The 17,635-nt window shown below is 62.4% G+C and carries 11 protein-coding genes; 10 read left to right on the top strand and 1 reads right to left on the bottom strand.

The window, feature by feature from the left end; translation table 11 throughout:
* Positions 1 to 3 precede the first annotated feature (3 nt).
* The 6 genes from nirB (at position 4) to RW095_RS28035 (ending at position 10,158) form a co-directional block, all read left to right on the top strand.
* Positions 4 to 2,544 carry a nitrite reductase large subunit NirB gene (gene nirB, locus RW095_RS28010; RefSeq protein WP_317022026.1) on the top strand — a complete coding sequence of 847 codons (2,541 nt, stop codon included), beginning with the start codon at positions 4 to 6 and terminating at the stop codon, positions 2,542 to 2,544.
* Positions 2,545 to 2,576: 32 nt separating this feature from the next.
* The gene (nirD, locus tag RW095_RS28015) at positions 2,577 to 2,930 is read left to right on the top strand and encodes a nitrite reductase small subunit NirD (RefSeq protein ID WP_317022027.1); all 354 of its coding nucleotides are present in this window, start codon (positions 2,577 to 2,579) and stop codon (positions 2,928 to 2,930) included.
* A 42-nt stretch (positions 2,931 to 2,972) separates the two neighbouring features.
* Positions 2,973 to 7,202, top strand: coding sequence for a bifunctional nitrate reductase/sulfite reductase flavoprotein subunit alpha (locus RW095_RS28020; protein ID WP_317022028.1), 4,230 nt, complete (start codon positions 2,973 to 2,975; stop codon positions 7,200 to 7,202).
* Positions 7,203 to 7,381: 179 nt separating this feature from the next.
* Entirely contained in the window at positions 7,382 to 8,749 is a 1,368-nt protein-coding gene (locus RW095_RS28025) for an MFS transporter (RefSeq protein ID WP_317022029.1), read from the top strand.
* 107 nt (positions 8,750 to 8,856) lie between these two features.
* Positions 8,857 to 9,552 (top strand): type IV pili methyl-accepting chemotaxis transducer N-terminal domain-containing protein, encoded by a 696-nt coding sequence (locus RW095_RS28030; RefSeq protein ID WP_317022030.1) that lies wholly within the window; start codon positions 8,857 to 8,859, stop codon positions 9,550 to 9,552.
* A 117-nt stretch (positions 9,553 to 9,669) separates the two neighbouring features.
* Positions 9,670 to 10,158 (top strand): MgtC/SapB family protein, encoded by a 489-nt coding sequence (locus RW095_RS28035; protein WP_317022031.1) that lies wholly within the window; start codon positions 9,670 to 9,672, stop codon positions 10,156 to 10,158.
* Positions 10,159 to 10,169: 11 nt separating this feature from the next.
* Here RW095_RS28035 and RW095_RS28040 read toward each other — a convergent pair whose 3' ends face one another.
* Positions 10,170 to 11,339: a porin gene (locus RW095_RS28040; RefSeq protein WP_317022032.1), complete on the bottom strand. Its 1,170-nt coding sequence runs from the start codon at positions 11,337 to 11,339 to the stop codon at positions 10,170 to 10,172.
* Between the two features lie 270 nt (positions 11,340 to 11,609).
* On the opposite strand from RW095_RS28040, the gene aldA reads away from it, so the two are divergent.
* The 4 genes from aldA (at position 11,610) to RW095_RS28060 (ending at position 17,538) form a co-directional block, all read left to right on the top strand.
* The gene (aldA, locus tag RW095_RS28045; RefSeq protein WP_317022033.1) at positions 11,610 to 13,061 is read left to right on the top strand and encodes an aldehyde dehydrogenase; all 1,452 of its coding nucleotides are present in this window, start codon (positions 11,610 to 11,612) and stop codon (positions 13,059 to 13,061) included.
* Positions 13,062 to 13,278: 217 nt separating this feature from the next.
* Complete coding sequence (locus tag RW095_RS28050) at positions 13,279 to 14,598, top strand: MFS transporter (RefSeq protein WP_394365219.1); 1,320 nt, start codon at positions 13,279 to 13,281, stop codon at positions 14,596 to 14,598.
* Positions 14,599 to 15,816, top strand: coding sequence for a mandelate racemase/muconate lactonizing enzyme family protein (locus tag RW095_RS28055; protein WP_317022035.1), 1,218 nt, complete (start codon positions 14,599 to 14,601; stop codon positions 15,814 to 15,816).
* A gap of 60 nt (positions 15,817 to 15,876) precedes the next feature.
* Positions 15,877 to 17,538: a GMC family oxidoreductase gene (locus RW095_RS28060; RefSeq protein WP_317022036.1), complete on the top strand. Its 1,662-nt coding sequence runs from the start codon at positions 15,877 to 15,879 to the stop codon at positions 17,536 to 17,538.
* The last annotated feature ends 97 nt before the right edge of the window (positions 17,539 to 17,635 follow it).

Consider the following 17,635-nt stretch of genomic DNA (forward strand, 5'->3'; position numbering starts at 1 on the left):
GTCATGAAAATCATCGTTATCGGTCACGGGATGGTCGGTCACAAACTGGTCGAGTGTCTGGCGCAAGACGCCGCGCACGGCCTCGACATCACGGTGCTGTGCGAAGAATCGCGTCCGGCGTACGACCGCGTGCACCTCTCCGAATTCTTTTCCGGCAAGACGGCGGACGACCTCTCGCTCGTCGAGCCAGGCTTCTTCGAACGCCAGAACGTGTTGCTCAAGCTCAACGCGAAGGCTGTCGCGATCGACCGCACCGCGCGCACCGTGACTGTCTCGACCGGCGAGACGCTGCCGTACGACAAGCTCGTTTTCGCGACCGGCTCCTATCCGTTCGTGCCGCCGGTGCAGGGACGCGAGCGCACCGATTGCTTCGTTTATCGAACCATCGACGATCTGGAGGCGATGCAGGAATGCGGCGCACGCTCCAGGACCGGCACGGTGGTAGGCGGCGGGCTGCTGGGTCTCGAATGCGCGAAGGCCTTGCGCGACATGGGCCTGCAAACGCATGTGGTCGAATTCGCGCCGCGCCTGATGGCGGTCCAGGTCGATGAAGGCGGTGGCCGCGTGCTGCGCACGAAGATCGAAGAACTCGGCGTGACGGTGCACACGCAGAAGAACACCACGGCGATCGTCGACGGCGAAGAGGGCACGCACCGCATGCAGTTCGCGGACGGCACGCATCTCGACACTGACATGATCGTGTTCTCGGCGGGCATTCGTCCGCGCGACGACCTCGCGCGCGAAAGCGGCCTGACGCTGGGCGCGCGCGGCGGCATCGTGATCGACAACGCCTGCCGCACGAGCGATCCGCATATCTATGCAATCGGCGAGTGTGCGCTGTGGAATGGCCAGTTGTTCGGCCTCGTCGCGCCCGGCTACGACATGGCGCGCACGGTGGCCAAGCAACTGCTGGGCGAGGCCGCCGAATTCGCGGGCGCCGACATGAGCACCAAACTGAAACTGATGGGCGTGGACGTCGCGAGTATCGGCGATGCCCATGGCATTACGCCGGGCAGCCGCGCCTATCAGTTCAGCGACGAGCGCAAGCAGATCTACAAGAAGCTCGTGGTCTCGGAGTGCGGCAAGTATCTGCTGGGCGGCGTGATGGTCGGCGACGCAAGCGAATACGGCACGCTGTTGCAGATGATGCTCAACCGGATCGGGCTACCGGAGTCCCCCGAATTTTTGATCCTGCCGCAAAGCGACGGCAAGGCGAAGCCGGGACTCGGCGTCGACGCGCTGCCGGACGCCGCGCAGATCTGCTCGTGCAACAACGTGTCGAAGGGCGACCTGTGCGCCGCCGTTTGCGCGGGCGCGATCGACATCGGCGCGCTCAAATGTGCGACTACCGCAGGCACTTCCTGCGGCGGTTGCGTGCCGCTCGTCACGCAGGTGATGAAGGCCGAGATGAAAAAGCAGGGCCTCGCGGTGAACAACCATGTGTGCGAGCACTTCGCGTATTCGCGCCAGGAGCTGTATCACATCGTGCGTGTGGAAGGCGTGCGCAGCTTCGGCGAACTGCTCGCGAAGCATGGTCATGGTCTCGGCTGCGATATCTGCAAGCCGGTGGTTGCCAGCATTCTTGCGTCGTGCTGGAACGAATTCGTGCTGAAGAAAGAGCACGCGTCGTTGCAGGACACCAACGACTACTACCTCGCCAACATTCAGCGCGACGGCACGTATTCGGTCGTGCCGCGGATGGCGGGCGGCGAAGTGACGCCCGACGGCCTGATCGCCGTCGCTCAGGTCGCGAAGAAATACGGCCTCTATACGAAGATCACCGGCGGCCAGCGCGTCGATCTGTTCGGCGCGCGCGTCGAGCAACTGCCGTTCATCTGGGAAGAGCTGATCGCGGCCGGCTTCGAGTCGGGCCATGCATACGGAAAATCGCTGCGCACCGTGAAGTCGTGCGTCGGCTCGACGTGGTGCCGCTATGGCGTGGGCGATTCCGTGGGCCTCGCGGTCGAGCTGGAGAACCGCTATAAGGGTTTGCGCACGCCGCACAAGATCAAGTTCGGCATCTCGGGCTGCACACGCGAATGCGCGGAAGCGCAGGGCAAGGACGTCGGCATCATCGCGACCGACAAGGGCTGGAACCTGTACGTGTGCGGCAACGGCGGCATGAAGCCGCGTCATGCGGAACTGCTCGCCTCCGACCTCGACCGCGAAACGCTCGTGCGCTACATCGACCGCTTTCTGATGTTCTACGTGCGCACCGCCGACCGTTTGCAACGCACCAGCGTGTGGCGCGAGAACCTCGAAGGCGGACTCCAGTATCTGATCGATGTGATCGTCGACGATCACCTGGGCGTGGCCGACGAACTCGAAGCGGACATGCAGCGCGTGATCGACACCTACGAATGCGAGTGGAAGAAGGCGGTGACCGATCCCGAAACGCGCAAGCGCTTCCGCCATTTCGTCAATAGCGACCAGTCCGACAGCACCGTGAGCTTCGTCGAGGAGCGCGGACAGATCCGCCCGGCGACGCACGACGAACGTCAATCGAAGCTTGCCGCCATTCCTGTCGTAGCCGAAACCGTTTGATTCTCTCGCATCATTGAACAAGGAGTTCCGCCATGAGTAACGACCGCTTGCCGAAAACCTGGACGCTTGTTTGCACGCTCGACGACATCGTTCCGAACACGGGAGTCTGTGCGCTCGTCAACGGTGAACAGGTCGCCGTATTTCACGTGAACATGGACGAAGACAACGCAGCCGTATACGCGATCGAAAACTTCGATCCGGGCTCGCACGCAGCGGTGCTCTCGCGCGGCCTGATCGGCAGTCTCGGCGAGCGCGTGGTGGTCGCCTCGCCGATCTACAAGCATCACTTCGATCTGCGCACCGGCGAATGCCTTGAAACGCCGGCGCATTCGGTGAGCACGTTCCCCACTCGCGTGGAGAACGGCCAGGTGTGGGTCGCGGTTTGAGTCGCGCGGTTTCCACTAACTTTTTGAGCGACGTTGCCCGCTATGTCTTCGACTAACGTAAAAACCGTGTGCCCGTACTGCGGCGTTGGCTGCGGCATGGTGCTGCACGTCGAGGACGGACAGGTCGTCAAGATTTCCGGCGACAAGGAGCATCCCGCGAACTTCGGGCGGCTTTGCACGAAAGGGCAATCGGCGCACGTCGCGTTGCGCAAGTCTGGTCGTCTGGAAGGCGCGTTCGTGCGCCACGCGCGCGGCCAGGACCCGGCGCCGCTGCCGATGGCGCAAGCGATCACCGACACCGCCGCGCGCTTGCGCAAGCTGCTCGACGAACATGGGCCGGACGCGTTGTCGTTTTACGTGTCGGGCCAGATGTCGATCGAAGCGCAGTACCTCGTGAACAAGCTCGCTAAAGGCTTCGTTCGCACCAACAACATCGAATCGAATTCGCGCTTGTGCATGGCGAGCGCGGGCAGCGGCTACAAGCTCTCGCTCGGTGCGGACGGCCCGCCGGGATCGTACGACGATATCGACCACGCCGATCTGTTCTTCGTGATCGGCGCAAATATGGCCGACTGTCACCCGATTCTCTTTTTGCGCATGATGGATCGCGTGAAGGCCGGTGCAAAACTGATCGTTGTCGATCCACGCCGCAACGCGACCGCGGAGAAGGCGGACCTGTTCCTGCAGATCAAGCCCGGCACCGACCTCGCGCTGCTCAACGGCCTCTTGCATCTGTTGCACGAAAACGGCCATACGGACAGCGCCTTTATCGACGAGCACACCGTTGGCTGGGACGCGATGCCCGCGTTTCTCGCCGACTACACGCCCGAGAACGTCGCGCAAATCACGGGCCTTTGCGTCGACGACATCCGCCGCGCCGCGGCAATGATCGGCAACGCGAAGGAGTGGATGAGCTGCTGGACCATGGGCCTCAATCAAAGCACGCATGGCACGTGGCACACGAACGCGATCTGCAACCTGCATCTCGCGACGGGCAAGATCTGCCGCCGCGGCAGCGGACCGTTCTCGCTAACTGGGCAGCCCAATGCAATGGGCGGTCGCGAAATGGGCTACATGGGACCCGGCTTGCCGGGGCAGCGATCCGTATTGGTCGACGAAGACCGAGCGTTTATCGAGGACCTGTGGAGCATTCCGAAAGGCACGTTGCGCACTGAAGTCGGCAACGGCACCATCGACATGTTGGCGCGAATGGCCGCGGGCGAGATCAAGGCTTGCTGGATCATCTGCACGAATCCGGTCGCGAGCGTCGCGAACCGGCAGAACGCCATTGCCGGTTTGAGCGCGGCGGAACTCGTGATCGCGCAGGACGCGTTCCTCGATACCGAGACCAACCGTTACGCGGATGTGCTATTGCCTGGCGCGCTGTGGGCCGAAGCCGGAGGCGTGATGATCAACTCCGAGCGCAATCTCACGTTGATGCAAAAGGGCATCGAGCCGCCAGGCGCGGCGTTGCCGGACTGGCAGATCATCGCGCGAATTGGCTGCGAAATGGGCTTTGCTCACGCGTTCAGCTACGCAAGCGCCGAAGAAGTTTTCGCGGAAATCACGCGCGCGTCGAATCCGAAAACCGGTTACGACCTGCGCGGTGCGAGCCATCGCCGCCTGAAGGAAACGCCCTTGCAATGGCCGCTGGCAGCCGACGATTGCGCCGGGCGCAATCCGCTTCGCTACATCAACGACGGCGTTAATCAGCCGCTCCTGCAGCGAGCCGACGGCACGCGTGCGCGGCTCGTGTTTCCGACAGCGAGCGGCCGCGCAATGTTCTTTGCGCGCGCCTTCGCGGCGCCGGCCGAGTTGCCGGATCGCGAATTTCCGGTCGTGCTGAACACGGGCCGCTTGCAGCATCAATGGCACACGATGACGAAGACCGGCAAGGTCGCGATGCTCAATAAGCTGAACCCGGGTCCGTTCGTCGAGATTCATCCGGAAGACGCTGTCACGCTCGGCATCAAACCGAAGGACCCGGTGGAAATCCGCTCGCGTCGCGGCCGCGCGGTTCTGCCCGCAGTGGTGAGCGATCGCGTGAGCGCGGGCAATTGCTTCGCACCGATGCACTGGAACGATGTTTTCGGCGACGACCTGTGCATCAACGCGGTGACGAGCGACGCAATCGATTCGGTCTCGCAGCAGCCCGAACTGAAGTTCAGCGCAGTTGCGCTAAGCCGCGTGGAGCACGACACCGCTCAGTCTGATCCGGCTGAAGACGGCGGCACGCTGGCCGAACTAGCGGCAGAAGGCGAGGTGGCGCACGGCTCGATGAATGGCGCCGCGAGCGGCGCGTCATCCACTGAACTGCCGGCAAGCGCGAGGGAAGCAAACATGCCGCGTATCGACGCACTCACGAATCTCCTTCAATTGCCGCCGGTGCCCACGCCGTCGTTCAATGACCGCGAGCGTGCGTATCTTGCTGGCTTCGTCAGCGGGCTGCGTTCGGCGGAAGCGCACGGCGTCGATGCCGTGCCGGTTCTGCCGGCTAGCGCGCCGTTCGATTTCGCGAACCGTCTGTACGTGGACGGCTTGCTCGCGGGTCTCTATAGCCGCGGCGCCACGCACGCGAGCGCAGCGAATGCGACGCTGAACCGCGCACATGCGGACACGCAAGAGTCTGGCGTGCGAATCGTGCGCACGCGCCCGAAGGTCACGTTGCTGTGGGCTTCGCAAACGGGCAACACCGAATCGCTCACCGAGCGTTACGCGACGCGTCTGATGGAATCCAGATTCGAAATCCGTACCTCGTGCATGGCCGACTATGCCGTGTCGACGCTTGCAAAAGCGCAGTACGTGCTGCTGATGACAAGCACCTTCGGCGACGGCGACGCGCCCGACAACGCGCAAGGTTTCTGGACGCAATTGTGCGCCGACGGCGCGCCGCGTCTCGACGGCGTGCGCTTCGCAGTGCTCGCGCTCGGCGACCGCAATTACGACCAGTTCTGCGGCTACGGCCGCCGGCTCGACGAACGTCTCGCCGCGCAGGGTGCGCTGCGTCTGATGGAGCGCATCGATTGCGACGGCGAATATCAGGAAAGCGCGGACGCGTGGCTCGAACGCGTGATCGTGCGCATCAACGAAGAAGATGCCGCGCTGCATGCGGTGCCGCCGGACGGCATGATCAACGCAGTGGTGCCGGGCGCCGTGCCCACCAAGACGCGTCCCGCCGCTTCGCGGCTCGTCACCAACGTTCGTTTGAACAAGCAGGGCGCGGCGAAGGACACGCGCTACTTCTCGCTTGGCACGGGCGACTCGGGCCTCGAATACGAAGCGGGCGACGCGCTCGGCGTGTGGCCGAGCAACTGCCCGGAACTGGTCGAAGAACTGATCGAACTCGCAGGCGTGAGCGCGGATACGCCGGTGCATGTTGCGAGTGCGGGCGAGATGCGACTCGCGGATGCCCTTGGCAAACACTACGAGATTGCACGTCCGAACCCGGACGCGCTCACCTTCATCGCATCGCGCAGCAGCAACGGTGCGCTGCGCGAACTGCTCACCCCCGAGCGCCGCGCCGACCTCAAGCAGTGGCTGTGGGGCCAACAGCTTGCGGACGTGCTGCACGAGTTTCCCGTGAAGCTCTCCGCGACCGAATTGACGGGCATGCTCAAGCGCCTGCAGCCGCGCTTGTATTCGATTGCGTCGAGCCCGAAAGCGCATCCGGGCGAAGTCCATCTGACGGTATCGGCTGTGCGGTACAACAACGGCCGGCGTCATCGCAAAGGCGTCTCGTCGACGTTCCTTGCGGACCGTGCCGACGACGTGAACGTGCCCGTGTTCGTGCAAAAGTCGGCACACTTTCGTCCTCCTCATCAATCCGATACGCCGATGATCATGGTCGGTCCCGGCACCGGCGTTGCACCGTTTCGCGGCTTTCTGCACGAGCGCCGTGCACGCGGGGACAAGGGACGCAACTGGCTCTTCTTCGGCGAGCAACATGCCGCGACCGATTTCTACTATCGCGACGAACTTGAAGCACTGCGCGACAGCGGAGTGCTGACTCGCCTCGACGTGGCTTTCTCGCGCGATCAAGCCGACAAGATCTATGTGCAGGACCGCATGCGCGAGCACGGCGCTCAGCTGTGGGCATGGCTCGAAGAGGGCGCACATTTCTATGTATGCGGCGACGCGAACCGCATGGCGCGCGATGTCGACGCCGCGTTGAAAGAAGTGGTGGCAAAACACGGCGGCATGAGCGATGACAAGGCCAGCGAATACGTGAGCCGCCTCGCGCGGGAAAAACGCTACGCACGCGACGTTTATTGAGCGCGATGCGCGCATCGGATTCAAGCTTCAAGGAGCACCCAGTTCTGCATTAAAAATCGGACCCGCATGGCATAGACGTTGCATGGATAACGCGGGTTCCAACATAGCGATCATTCCGGTGCGTGACGATGCATGCGGTCAGCCGAATGATCGAAAAATCAGTTTAGTGAGGATGTCTGATGAAAAACGTGATGAGCTCCCTTAAGAGTGGAGACTGGCGCGCGCTGGTAGCGTGTTTCCTCTATTTCGATACCGGCTTCACGGTCTGGGTTCTATATGGCCCGCTCGCGCCGTTCATCAGCAAGAGCATCTCGATGACCCCCGCGCAGCAAGGTCTGCTGGTCGCGGTGCCTGTGCTCTCCGCAGCGATCTTGCGGGTGACGCTCGGCAACCTCTATCAATCGGCGCATGGTAAGCGCATTGCGTTGCTCGGCGTGCTGCTGTCGGCCGTGCCGACCATTGTGTTGCCGGTGCTGCCGTTCGTTCCGTCGTACACGCTGCTGCTCGTGCTCGGTGTGTTCCTCGGCGTGGGCGGTGCGAGCTTCGCCGTTGCATTGCCGATGGCCGGCAGCAACTATCCGCCGAAGGTCCAGGGTCTCGTGTTGGGACTCGCTGCCGCGGGGAACATCGGCGCGGTGCTCGACGGTTTCCTGTTCCCGCAACTCGCCACTCACTACGGCTGGCAGGCCGCAACGGGCGGTGCGTTGCCCTTGCTCGCTATCGCCGGGATCACGCTGTACTTCTGGGCGAACGACTCCGGCGTGAAGACGGGCAGCGTGCTGCGCGCATTCGGAAGCTTCGTGGTGACGCTCGTCGGCTTGATCGTGCTCGTGCTGCTGGTCGAAGCGGGCATCTTCGGTTCGGGCAAGACCGGTGTGCTGCTGTTGCCGGTGATCGGTGCGCTGCTTGCCATCGCGGTGCTGCCCAAGCGTTATCGCGCGGTGCTGGCGGAGCGCGACACGTGGGTCATCATGCTCGTCTATAGCATCACGTTCGGGGGTTTCGTGGGTATGTCCTCGTATGTGTCGCTGCTGCTTACCAATCTCTATCAACTGTCGAAGATCGACGCGGGCCTCTTCATGGCGCTGCTCGCCGCGACCGGCGCGCTCGTGCGGCCGCTTGGCGGCCTGATCGCCGACAAGGTTTCCGGCGTGCGCGCACTGACCTTGCTGCTCGCCATCATATCGGTGTGCGACTTCGTATTCGCCGCAGTCATGCCTACGCTCGCGGGCGGCATTGCGCTGCTGCTTTGCCTGTACCTCGCCTTTGGCCTCGGCAATGGCGCGACGTTCCAGCTCGTGCCGCATCGCTGGGCCGGCCGCACCGGCCTGATGTCGGGCATCGTCGGCGCGGCGGGCGGCATTGGCGGTTTTTATCTGCCTGTCGTGATGGGCATGGCGAAGGAAAGCACCGGTTCATATCAGATGGGCTTTGCCACCTTCGGCGCGCTGGCCGCCTGTGCGTTTGTCGCAATCGTCGCGCTGCGTCGGCCGTGGATGGCATGGTCGATGCAATCGGGCGTGATGCACGCTCATGCAACCGAGTAAGGCAACCGGGTAACGACAAGCAGTAACCCAGCGCATCAACGGCCGCGTCAACGTGCAAGCAATAGCGCGCCGACGCAGCCTGCCGATCCGGATCTTCAGAAGTAGATATGCTCACAACAATAGAACGGCTTCAGGGCGCACGGTCCGACCCGGCGCAAGCGGACGTGTCCAGCGAAGTGTTGAGCTCGTTGATCAACATTGCAGGGCGTCAACGGATGCTTTCGCAGCGCATCGTCTTCAAGGCAATGCTCGCGCTGCGTCAAAGCGCCGGCGCGCTGGCCATCGCGCAAGAGACGTTGCGCACCTTTGCGGACAGTCATGCGGCACTGGTGCAAGGCCGCGATGGTTTGCCGGGGCTCTTTTCGCCAGCTCTGCGCGAGGCTTTTCATGGCAACGGGAGCGGCAGCGGACACGTCGCGAAGAAGATCAAGGACTTCATCGCATTGGCGTGCGCAGCGCTCGACGCAATAGCGCACGACTCTGCGAGCGCCGAAAGTGCTGTCGAGGCCCTGGTCGCGTCAGCGGACCCGTTGCTAAGCGACCTGCATGGCGTGACAGCGGTCTACGAAGAGGAAAGCCGCCGCATTGCGCGTGCCCAGAAGAAAGAGCAACAGCACTTGAACGAGCGGATCAAGTCGCTCGCGAGAGAAGCGCATATCGTGTCCTTCAACGGTCAGATCGTGGCGAGCCGCACGGACGTGACCGGCCGCGAGTTCGCGGTCGTGGCCGGCGTAATGACTTCGATCACGAAGGAACTGGAGGCAGTGGTAAGCGCATTCGTGAAGAAAACCTCTGGCGCGTGATCAGTAGTTCGCGCAACGCGCAGCGCGCCTGATACTTATCGCCGGCCTCCGGCCCACCTGCCCACAGGTGCCCATCCCGGCTATGCTTGGCGTTTTCGCAAACGTCGAGGCAAGTACATGAACAGCGGATGGCAGGCCGTGTGGGCGACGGCCAAGGCAGAATTCTCCGATCTCGGGGATCCGGCCGATGTAACGCAGGTGCTGATGCGTCTCGGGCTCGCGCTGATATTGGGCGGCGTGATCGGATTCGAGCGGGAAATATCGCGGCGCGACGCCGGTATGCGCACGCACATGATGGTGGCGGTGGGCGCGGCCCTGTTCGTCGTCGTGCCGCTGCAAGCCGGTTTTTCGCAGGACAACATGAGCCGCGTGCTGCAAGGACTCGTGTCCGGCGTCGGCTTTCTCGGCGCGGGCGCCATCATGAAGCTCAGTGCGCAGCGCGAGGTGCGCGGCCTGACGACGGCGGCAAGCCTTTGGCTCAGCGCCGGCGTCGGTGTGGCCGCGGGCCTCGGGCGCGAGGCCACGGCGATTCTCAGCGTGGTTATCGCGCTGCTGATCCTGTTGAGCGCGCGCCTGGTAAAAGGCCACATGCCCGACGGCAAATAGCGGGGCGAGCGTTAGAACTTATGCCTCAGTGCGACGCGCACGGCGACCTGCGTGCCCGTCGACGAAGGCGCCTGCACACCAGGAATGAACGCGTTGTCGAGAATCGAATGGGTCGAGTCTCCCGTGACCTTCTGGTACTCGCCCTGCGCATACACGTCCGTGCGGTTGGACACGTTGTAGTCCGCCATCAGTCCGACCGAATGGATTTTCGGCTTCACGCTGCCTGACGATGCATCGTAATTCTCAATCGTGTACACGTACTGCGCACCGACGAAAAACGCGGGCGTGAACTGATATTTGCCGTTCACTTCGAAGTTCTGATACTTGAGCGTGTTCAACGCGACGCCCGGCGCCGCGAGCGGAACGCCGATATAGCCATTGCCGGTCGGGCTCTTATAGGTGGAGTTCGTATACGCGAAGCCGACGATGGCCGAGCCGAACGTATAGCCGATGCCGCCGCCGAAAACCCGCATGCGTGCGGCGATGAAGCTCGCGTCGTTCGCTGTGATCGCGCCTGTCGCGCCCACCCCGGGATTGTTTGCCTGCAGATAGGCCGCCGCGATCAGCAGACCGCCGGTTGCATACTGGGCGCCAAAGCTATACGCGCGGTTGTTGGCGAAGTTCGTGTCGTTGCTGAAGCTATAGACGCCCCCGAACTGCAGGCCCGCTATTTGGGGGCTCGTGTACTTCACGCTATTGCCGAGCCGGAAGGAGTTGTCGGTGTTGTCGTTGTCGTACGGATGCGCGAACAGGTAGCCGGCCCAATTGCCGTTAGCCGTGGTCTGCGCGAGGTAATCCACGACCGAATCGTACTGGCGGCCCAACGTGAGCGTGCCGAAGCGGCTGTCGCTCAATCCCACAAAGGCCTGGCGGCCGAACATGCGGCCACCCTGGCCGAGCCGCCCCGAGTTCACGTCGAAGCCGTTTTCCAGCTGAAACACGGCTTTCATGCCGCCGCCCAGATCCTCAGAACCTTTCAGGCCCCAACGGCTGCCCTGCGCGTAGCCGCTCGCCATTTCCCACACTGCGCCGTGCCCGGCGTTGTTCGTGTAGTCGAGGCCTTCGTCGAGCACGCCATAGAGCGTCACGCTGCTTTGTGCGAACGCGCACGGAGCAGCCAGTGACGCAAGGGCTGCAAGAGCACTGAGGGTAGCGGTGGCGGACAAGGTTTTTTTTATCATCGAGAGCTCCAGACGTTGGAAATGAGCGGCGTGTGGCCGAGGCTTGGCGCGGCCGCTGCTTTTTGGCGAAGCCCGGATTCTGCTATTCGTGAGCGGGTTCTCGAATGAGGCACATCCCTGGATAAACGTGACTTTTTCGAATGTTTGTCCCGCGAATTATTCGCTTGTGGCGGGTCATGACCCAGACAAAAATTCCGTCCATGCACTTTCGCATGAAGCCGGAAATGACTGGCCATGCGTTTCCCGCACAGCAAGAAGAAGGAGACAAACATGCGACTCGACCGAAACTTTGCCAATGGCCGTTTCCTCGAACCCGCCGCCGCAGCCGGCTGCGCCGATCACGAATTGATCGCCGTCTACAACCCCGCCACTGAAGCGCTCATTGCGCACGTCACGGCCGCGAGCCCCGCCGAGGTCATCGCAGCAGTGGACGCCGCCGCGGTCGCCCAGAAGGCGTGGCGCAAGCTGCCTTCCGCGGAGCGGGGCGCGTATCTGCACAAGCTCGCCGACGCGTTGACCGAATGCGCGCCGGACATTGGCGCCGCGCTTGCGCTCGAATCGGGCAAGAGCGTCGCCGACGCCACCAGCGAAGCCGTCTACGCCGGTCAGATCACGCGTTACCACGCGGAGTGGGCGCGCCGCATCGAAGGCGAGGTCATTCCAAGCGATACGCCCGATGAAAACCTCGTGCTGCATCGCGAGCCGATCGGCGTGGTTGCCTGCCTGATTCCGTTCAACTATCCGGTCTATACGTTCATGCGCAAGGTGGCGCCCGCGCTGATCGCCGGCAACACGGTGGTTGTTCGCCCGAGCAGCAACACGCCCACCTCGGCATTCGAAATCGCGCGGGCAGTCGAGAAGGCCGGCCTGCCCGCGGGCGTCGTCAACATTCTGGCCATGAACCATGCGACTGCTCAGGCGCTTTGCACGCATCCCAGAATCGGCATGATCACGCTGACGGGCAGCGTCGGCGCGGGCCGCAAGGTGCTCGAGTACTGCAAGGAGAATATCGCCAAGCCGTCGCTCGAACTGGGCGGCAAGACGCCCGCCATCGTCGAGGCCGATGCCGACCTCGAGACAGCCGCGCGCGAACTGGTCGCCTCGAAGACCACGCATTGCGGGCAGCTTTGCACGGCGATCGAACGCGTCTACGTGCAGGAAAGCGTGCGCGACCGCTTCGTCGCGCTGCTCAAGCGCCACATGAGCGCGGTGGAATTCGGCGACCGCAGCGAGCAACCTTCGCTGATGGGTCCGCTTGTCAATGAAGCGTCGCGACAGTCGATCCACGCGATGGTCGAGCGGGCGATTGCAGCGGGCGCGACGCTCGAAACGGGCGGCAAGCTGCCTGCGTCGGCGGAGCGCAAAGGCTTTTTCTATCCGGCCACGCTGCTGTCGAACTGCCGCCAGGACATGGAGATCGTGCAGGAAGAGACCTTCGGTCCGGTCATGCCGGTCGTCAAATACCGAACGCTCGATGAAGCGCTCGAAATGGCCAACGACCACCAGTTCGGCTTGTCTTCAGTGCTCTACACGGAGAACTACCGCAGCGCGATGAAAGTCGCCAACGGTATCGAGGCCGGTGAACTCTACGTCAATCGCACGCCGGCCGATCCGTATCAGGGCTTCCATGCGGGCTGGAAGCGCTCGGGGCTCGGCGGCGACGACGGCAAGCACGGCATGCTCGAATTCACGCAGACCCGTCTCGTCGTCATGAAGTACTGATCTCGAACCGGCGCGCGCCGCGCCGTGCATGGCAGTCCGCAAGGCACGGCGTGCGCTTGCCTTGCTTCGTCCAGAGGCAGCGAAGCGCTGTCACTCATAACAAAACATATTGGAGACGCACAGGCCGCTCATGCGGCGCTGTGTCCCTCAGGAGGCTCACGTGTCATCTCAACCCGTTCGATCGTCTTCGACCCCGGCAGCGCTTGCGTTAGGCGAGATGGAAGCCGACATAAAAGCCGGCATAAAAGCAGACCCACAAGCCGCGCTGCAACACACGAAGGGGCGCCGCTATACGCAGTTGATGTTGCTGGTGCTCGCCGCCGGCGCTATCTATCCGATCCTGTATCTGCGGCAGGTCTATCAGCCGACCATGCTCGAAGTGTTCCATATCACCGATAGTCAACTCGGCTATCTGTATTCGTCACTCGGTACGATTTTCTTGCTGAGCTATCTGCCGAGCGGCTGGCTCGCGGATCGCATCGCGCCGCGCTTGCTGATCTGTTTCTCGCTGATCGCAACCGGTGCGCTCGGGCTGTGGTATTCGAGCGCGCCGTCGTTCCCGATGCTGATGTTGATCTTCGGCGGCTGGGGCCTGTCGACCGGCCTCACGTTCTGGGCGGCCGTCATCAAGCGCGTCACGATGATTGCCGGCACGAACGAGCAAGGGCGCTTCTTCGGTCTGCTCGACGGCGGGCGCGGTCTCATCGAAGCGATGCTCGCGACGGTCGCGATCACGCTGTTCGCATGGGCGACGCAGACGAAAGGCGAGACGGTCGCAGCCGGCTTCCGAATGGTCGTCTACATGTACGCGTTCCTGTGCATCGCGCTCGGCGTCGTACTTGTGCTGGTGAAGGATCCGCAAGGCGAACAGGGCGCCCGCGCCGACGCCGCGAATCGCGCAGCGCGTCGGCGCAGCAACGTATTCGCCGATCTCGCAACGCTCGCGAAAATTCCCGAACTGTGGCTCGTCGCAGCCATTGTGTTCTGCGGCTACCAGGTGTTCTGGGCAACCTACAGCTTTTCGGCCTATCTGCACGAAGGCGATATTGGCCTGACGGTCGTCATGGCCGGCACGATCACCACCCTGAAACTGTGGATGCGGCCAATCGGCGGCATTGGCGGCGGCTTTCTCGGCGACAGATATTCGAAGGTGTCCGTGCTGGTTATCGCGCTCTTCCTCGCCGCGCTGTCGCTGATCGGACTGATGGCCGCGCCGCGTATTTCGAGCCATGTGCTGCTGGTGTTTCTCGTGCTGTTCATCGGCGTCCTGACCTACGCGATTCGCGGGCTCTACTGGTCGCTGCTGGATCGCTGCAACATTCCGGTTTCCACGATGGGCCTTGCAATCGGTCTCATCTCCGTACTTGGCTATTCGCCCGATGTGTTTCTGCCGCTCATCAACGGTTACTTGACGCAGACGTTCCCGGGCGTATTCGGCTATCAGCTGTACTTCGGCTATGTGGCCGCGATGGCGGCGCTCGGCGGTTTCGCCGGACTCGCGCTCAGAAGCATGCTCAACAGGAAAGAGGTTGCGTAAATGAAAGTTGTCTCGCTCGAAACGCATGTCGTTGCCGTACCGCCGCCGCACGTAAGCGGCATGTACTGGATCTTTGTGAAGCTGAAGACCGATTGCGGCATTGAAGGCGTTGGCGAAATCTATTCGGCCACGTTCCATCCGAAAGCAATGACGCATATCGTCGACGATGTGTTTTCCCACTACCTGCTCGATCATGATCCCCATCATATCGAGCGGCTCTGGCGCGAAGCGTATTCGAGCGGTTTCACGCAACGCCCTGACCTGACGATGATGGGCGTGGTGAGCGGCCTCGAAATGGCGTGCTGGGACATCATCGGCAAGGCCGCAGGCAAGCCGGTTTACGAGTTGCTCGGCGGCATGGTCAATCCGCGCCTGCGTTCTTATACGTATCTGTACCCGAAGAACAGCCGCGGCGAATACGACTACGACGATCCCGACCTCGCCGCCGAATGCGCCGCCGAGAATGTGAAGCGCGGCTTCACGGCGGTGAAGTTCGATCCTGCGGGGCCGTACACGGCTTACTCGGGGCATCAACTGTCGATGGAAGTGCTCGACCGTTGCGAGACGTTCTGCCGCCGCGTGCGTGAAGCGGTGGGCAGCAAGGCCGATCTGCTGTTCGGCACGCATGGGCAGATGGTGCCCTCATCGGCGATCCGGCTTGCGAAGCGCCTCGAGAAATACGATCCGCTCTGGTTCGAAGAGCCGGTGCCGCCGGGTCAGGAAGAAGCGATGGCGCAAGTCGCGCGGCACACGAGCATTCCAGTCGCAGCGGGGGAACGTCTCACTACGAAGTACGAATTCTTCAAGCTGCTGCAGGCGGGTGCTGCGTCTATTCTGCAATTGAACGTGGCGCGCGTGGGCGGCCTGCTCGAAGCGAAGAAGGTTGCTGCACTTGCCGAGGTGTACTACGCACAGATCGCGCCGCATCTGTACAACGGTCCGATCGGTGCGGCGGCGAGCATTCAGCTAGCAGCATGCACGCCGAACTTCCTGATCCAGGAAAGCATCGGCACATGGGACGGTTTTCACGCGGCCGTGCTGACGAAACCGCTGCAGTGGGAAGACGGCTACATCATCCCGTCGCGCGAGCCTGGCCTCGGCGTCGAACTGAACATGGCAGTCGTCGCGCAGCACACGCCGTACACGGGCGAGCGCCTGCATCTGCAAATGGCCGCGCAACCCGCCGACGTGAAAGATCTCGCGCCGGCCAAGGGCTGAATGCCGCGCGGCCTTTTACAAGCATTCAATCAATTGACCGCCACTCTGGCGACATAGAGCATGAACTACGACTACATCATCGTCGGCGCCGGGTCGGCGGGCTGCATTCTCGCCAATCGCCTGTCGGCGTCGGGCGAATACTCCGTGCTGCTGCTGGAGGCGGGAGGCAAGGACAGCTCGTTCTGGTTCAAGGTTCCGGTGGGTTTCACAAAGACGTATTACAACGAAACCTACAACTGGATGTACTACAGCGAACCGGAACAGGAGCTCGATAACCGGCCTATTTATTGTCCGCGAGGCAAGGTGCAGGGCGGCTCGGGTTCGATCAACGCGATGATCTACGTGCGCGGCCAACCGCACGATTTCGACGATTGGGCGGCAGCCGGAAATCCAGGCTGGGCATTTCGCGACGTACTGCCGTATTTCCGCAAGCTCGAATCGCATCCGCTCGGCGACACGGAATATCACGGTGCTCACGGTCCGATCCGCATTTCGCCGATGAAAGACGCCGCGCATCCGATCTGTCATGTGTTCCTGAAGGGCTGCGACCAGGCCGGCTACCAGCGCAGCGACGACTTCAACGGCGCACAGTTCGAAGGTGCCGGCATTTACGATGTCAACACGCGCAACGGCCAACGCTCGTCGAGCAGTTTCGAGTATCTGCATCCTGCTCTCGCGCGCAAGAATCTCACGGTCGAACACAATGTGTTGGCCAATCGCGTTCTTTTCGAGGGCAGGCACCGCGCTATTGGCGTGAGCGTCACGCAGAACGGCGTGGCCCGGCGTTTCATGGCTAAGCGCGAGGTCATTCTCGCTGCCGGCGCGGTCGATTCGCCGAAGCTGCTGCAACTGTCCGGCCTCGGCGATAGCGCACTGCTCGCGAAATACGGCATTACGACGATCAAAGAATTGCCCGCGGTCGGCCGGAATTTGCAGGACCATCTGTGCGTGAGCTTCTATTACCGTGCGAACGTGAAGACGCTGAACGACGAACTGCGGCCGCTCGTCGGCAAGCTCAAGCTGGGGCTGCAGTACCTGCTCACGCGCAAGGGGCCGCTTGCCATGAGTGTGAATCAGTCGGGCGGTTTTTTCAGAGGCAGCGAGCGCGAAGCGCAACCTAACCTGCAGCTTTACTTCAATCCGCTGTCGTACCGCGTACCGAAGAGCAACAAGGCGAATCTGGAACCCGAACCGTATTCGGGTTTCCTGCTCGCATTCAACCCTTGCCGGCCGACGAGCCGCGGCTCTATCGAAATCGCGTCGAATCGTGCGGAAGACGCGGCGAAAATCCGCCTGAACGCGCTGACTACGCAAAAGGATATCGACGAGGTGATCCAGGGTTGCGAACTCGTGCGCAAGGTAATGGCGTCCCCCGCATTAAAGGAAATCACGGTCGAGGAAATCTCGCCGGGGCCGGGGGTGGCGAGCCGCGAAAGCTTCCTGCAGTACTTTCGCGAGCAGTCCGGCTCCATCTATCACTTGTGCGGCTCTTGCGCGATGGGCAGCGATCCGCGCACGTCCGTGGTGGATGCGCGTTTGCGCGTCCATGGCGTTGCGGGATTGCGCGTGGTGGACGCGTCGGTCTTTCCGAACATCACCTCCGGCAACATCAATGCACCCACAATGATGGTCGCGGAGAAGGGCGCCGACATGATTCTCGAAGACGCGGCCGCGCACGTCGCGCGCGAGCCTCATGTGGTGGAGTTCGCCACCGCTGCTTAATGATGGTTGGCCCTTGTTCAGAGGGTGTCTGAAACGCGGCGCCGATCACAATCGATCGGCACGGCTTTTTCATCTCTGCAATATCGACGCCGTAGCC

This window comes from Paraburkholderia kirstenboschensis, from assembly GCF_032806925.1.
Classification (GTDB): domain Bacteria; phylum Pseudomonadota; class Gammaproteobacteria; order Burkholderiales; family Burkholderiaceae; genus Paraburkholderia; species Paraburkholderia kirstenboschensis.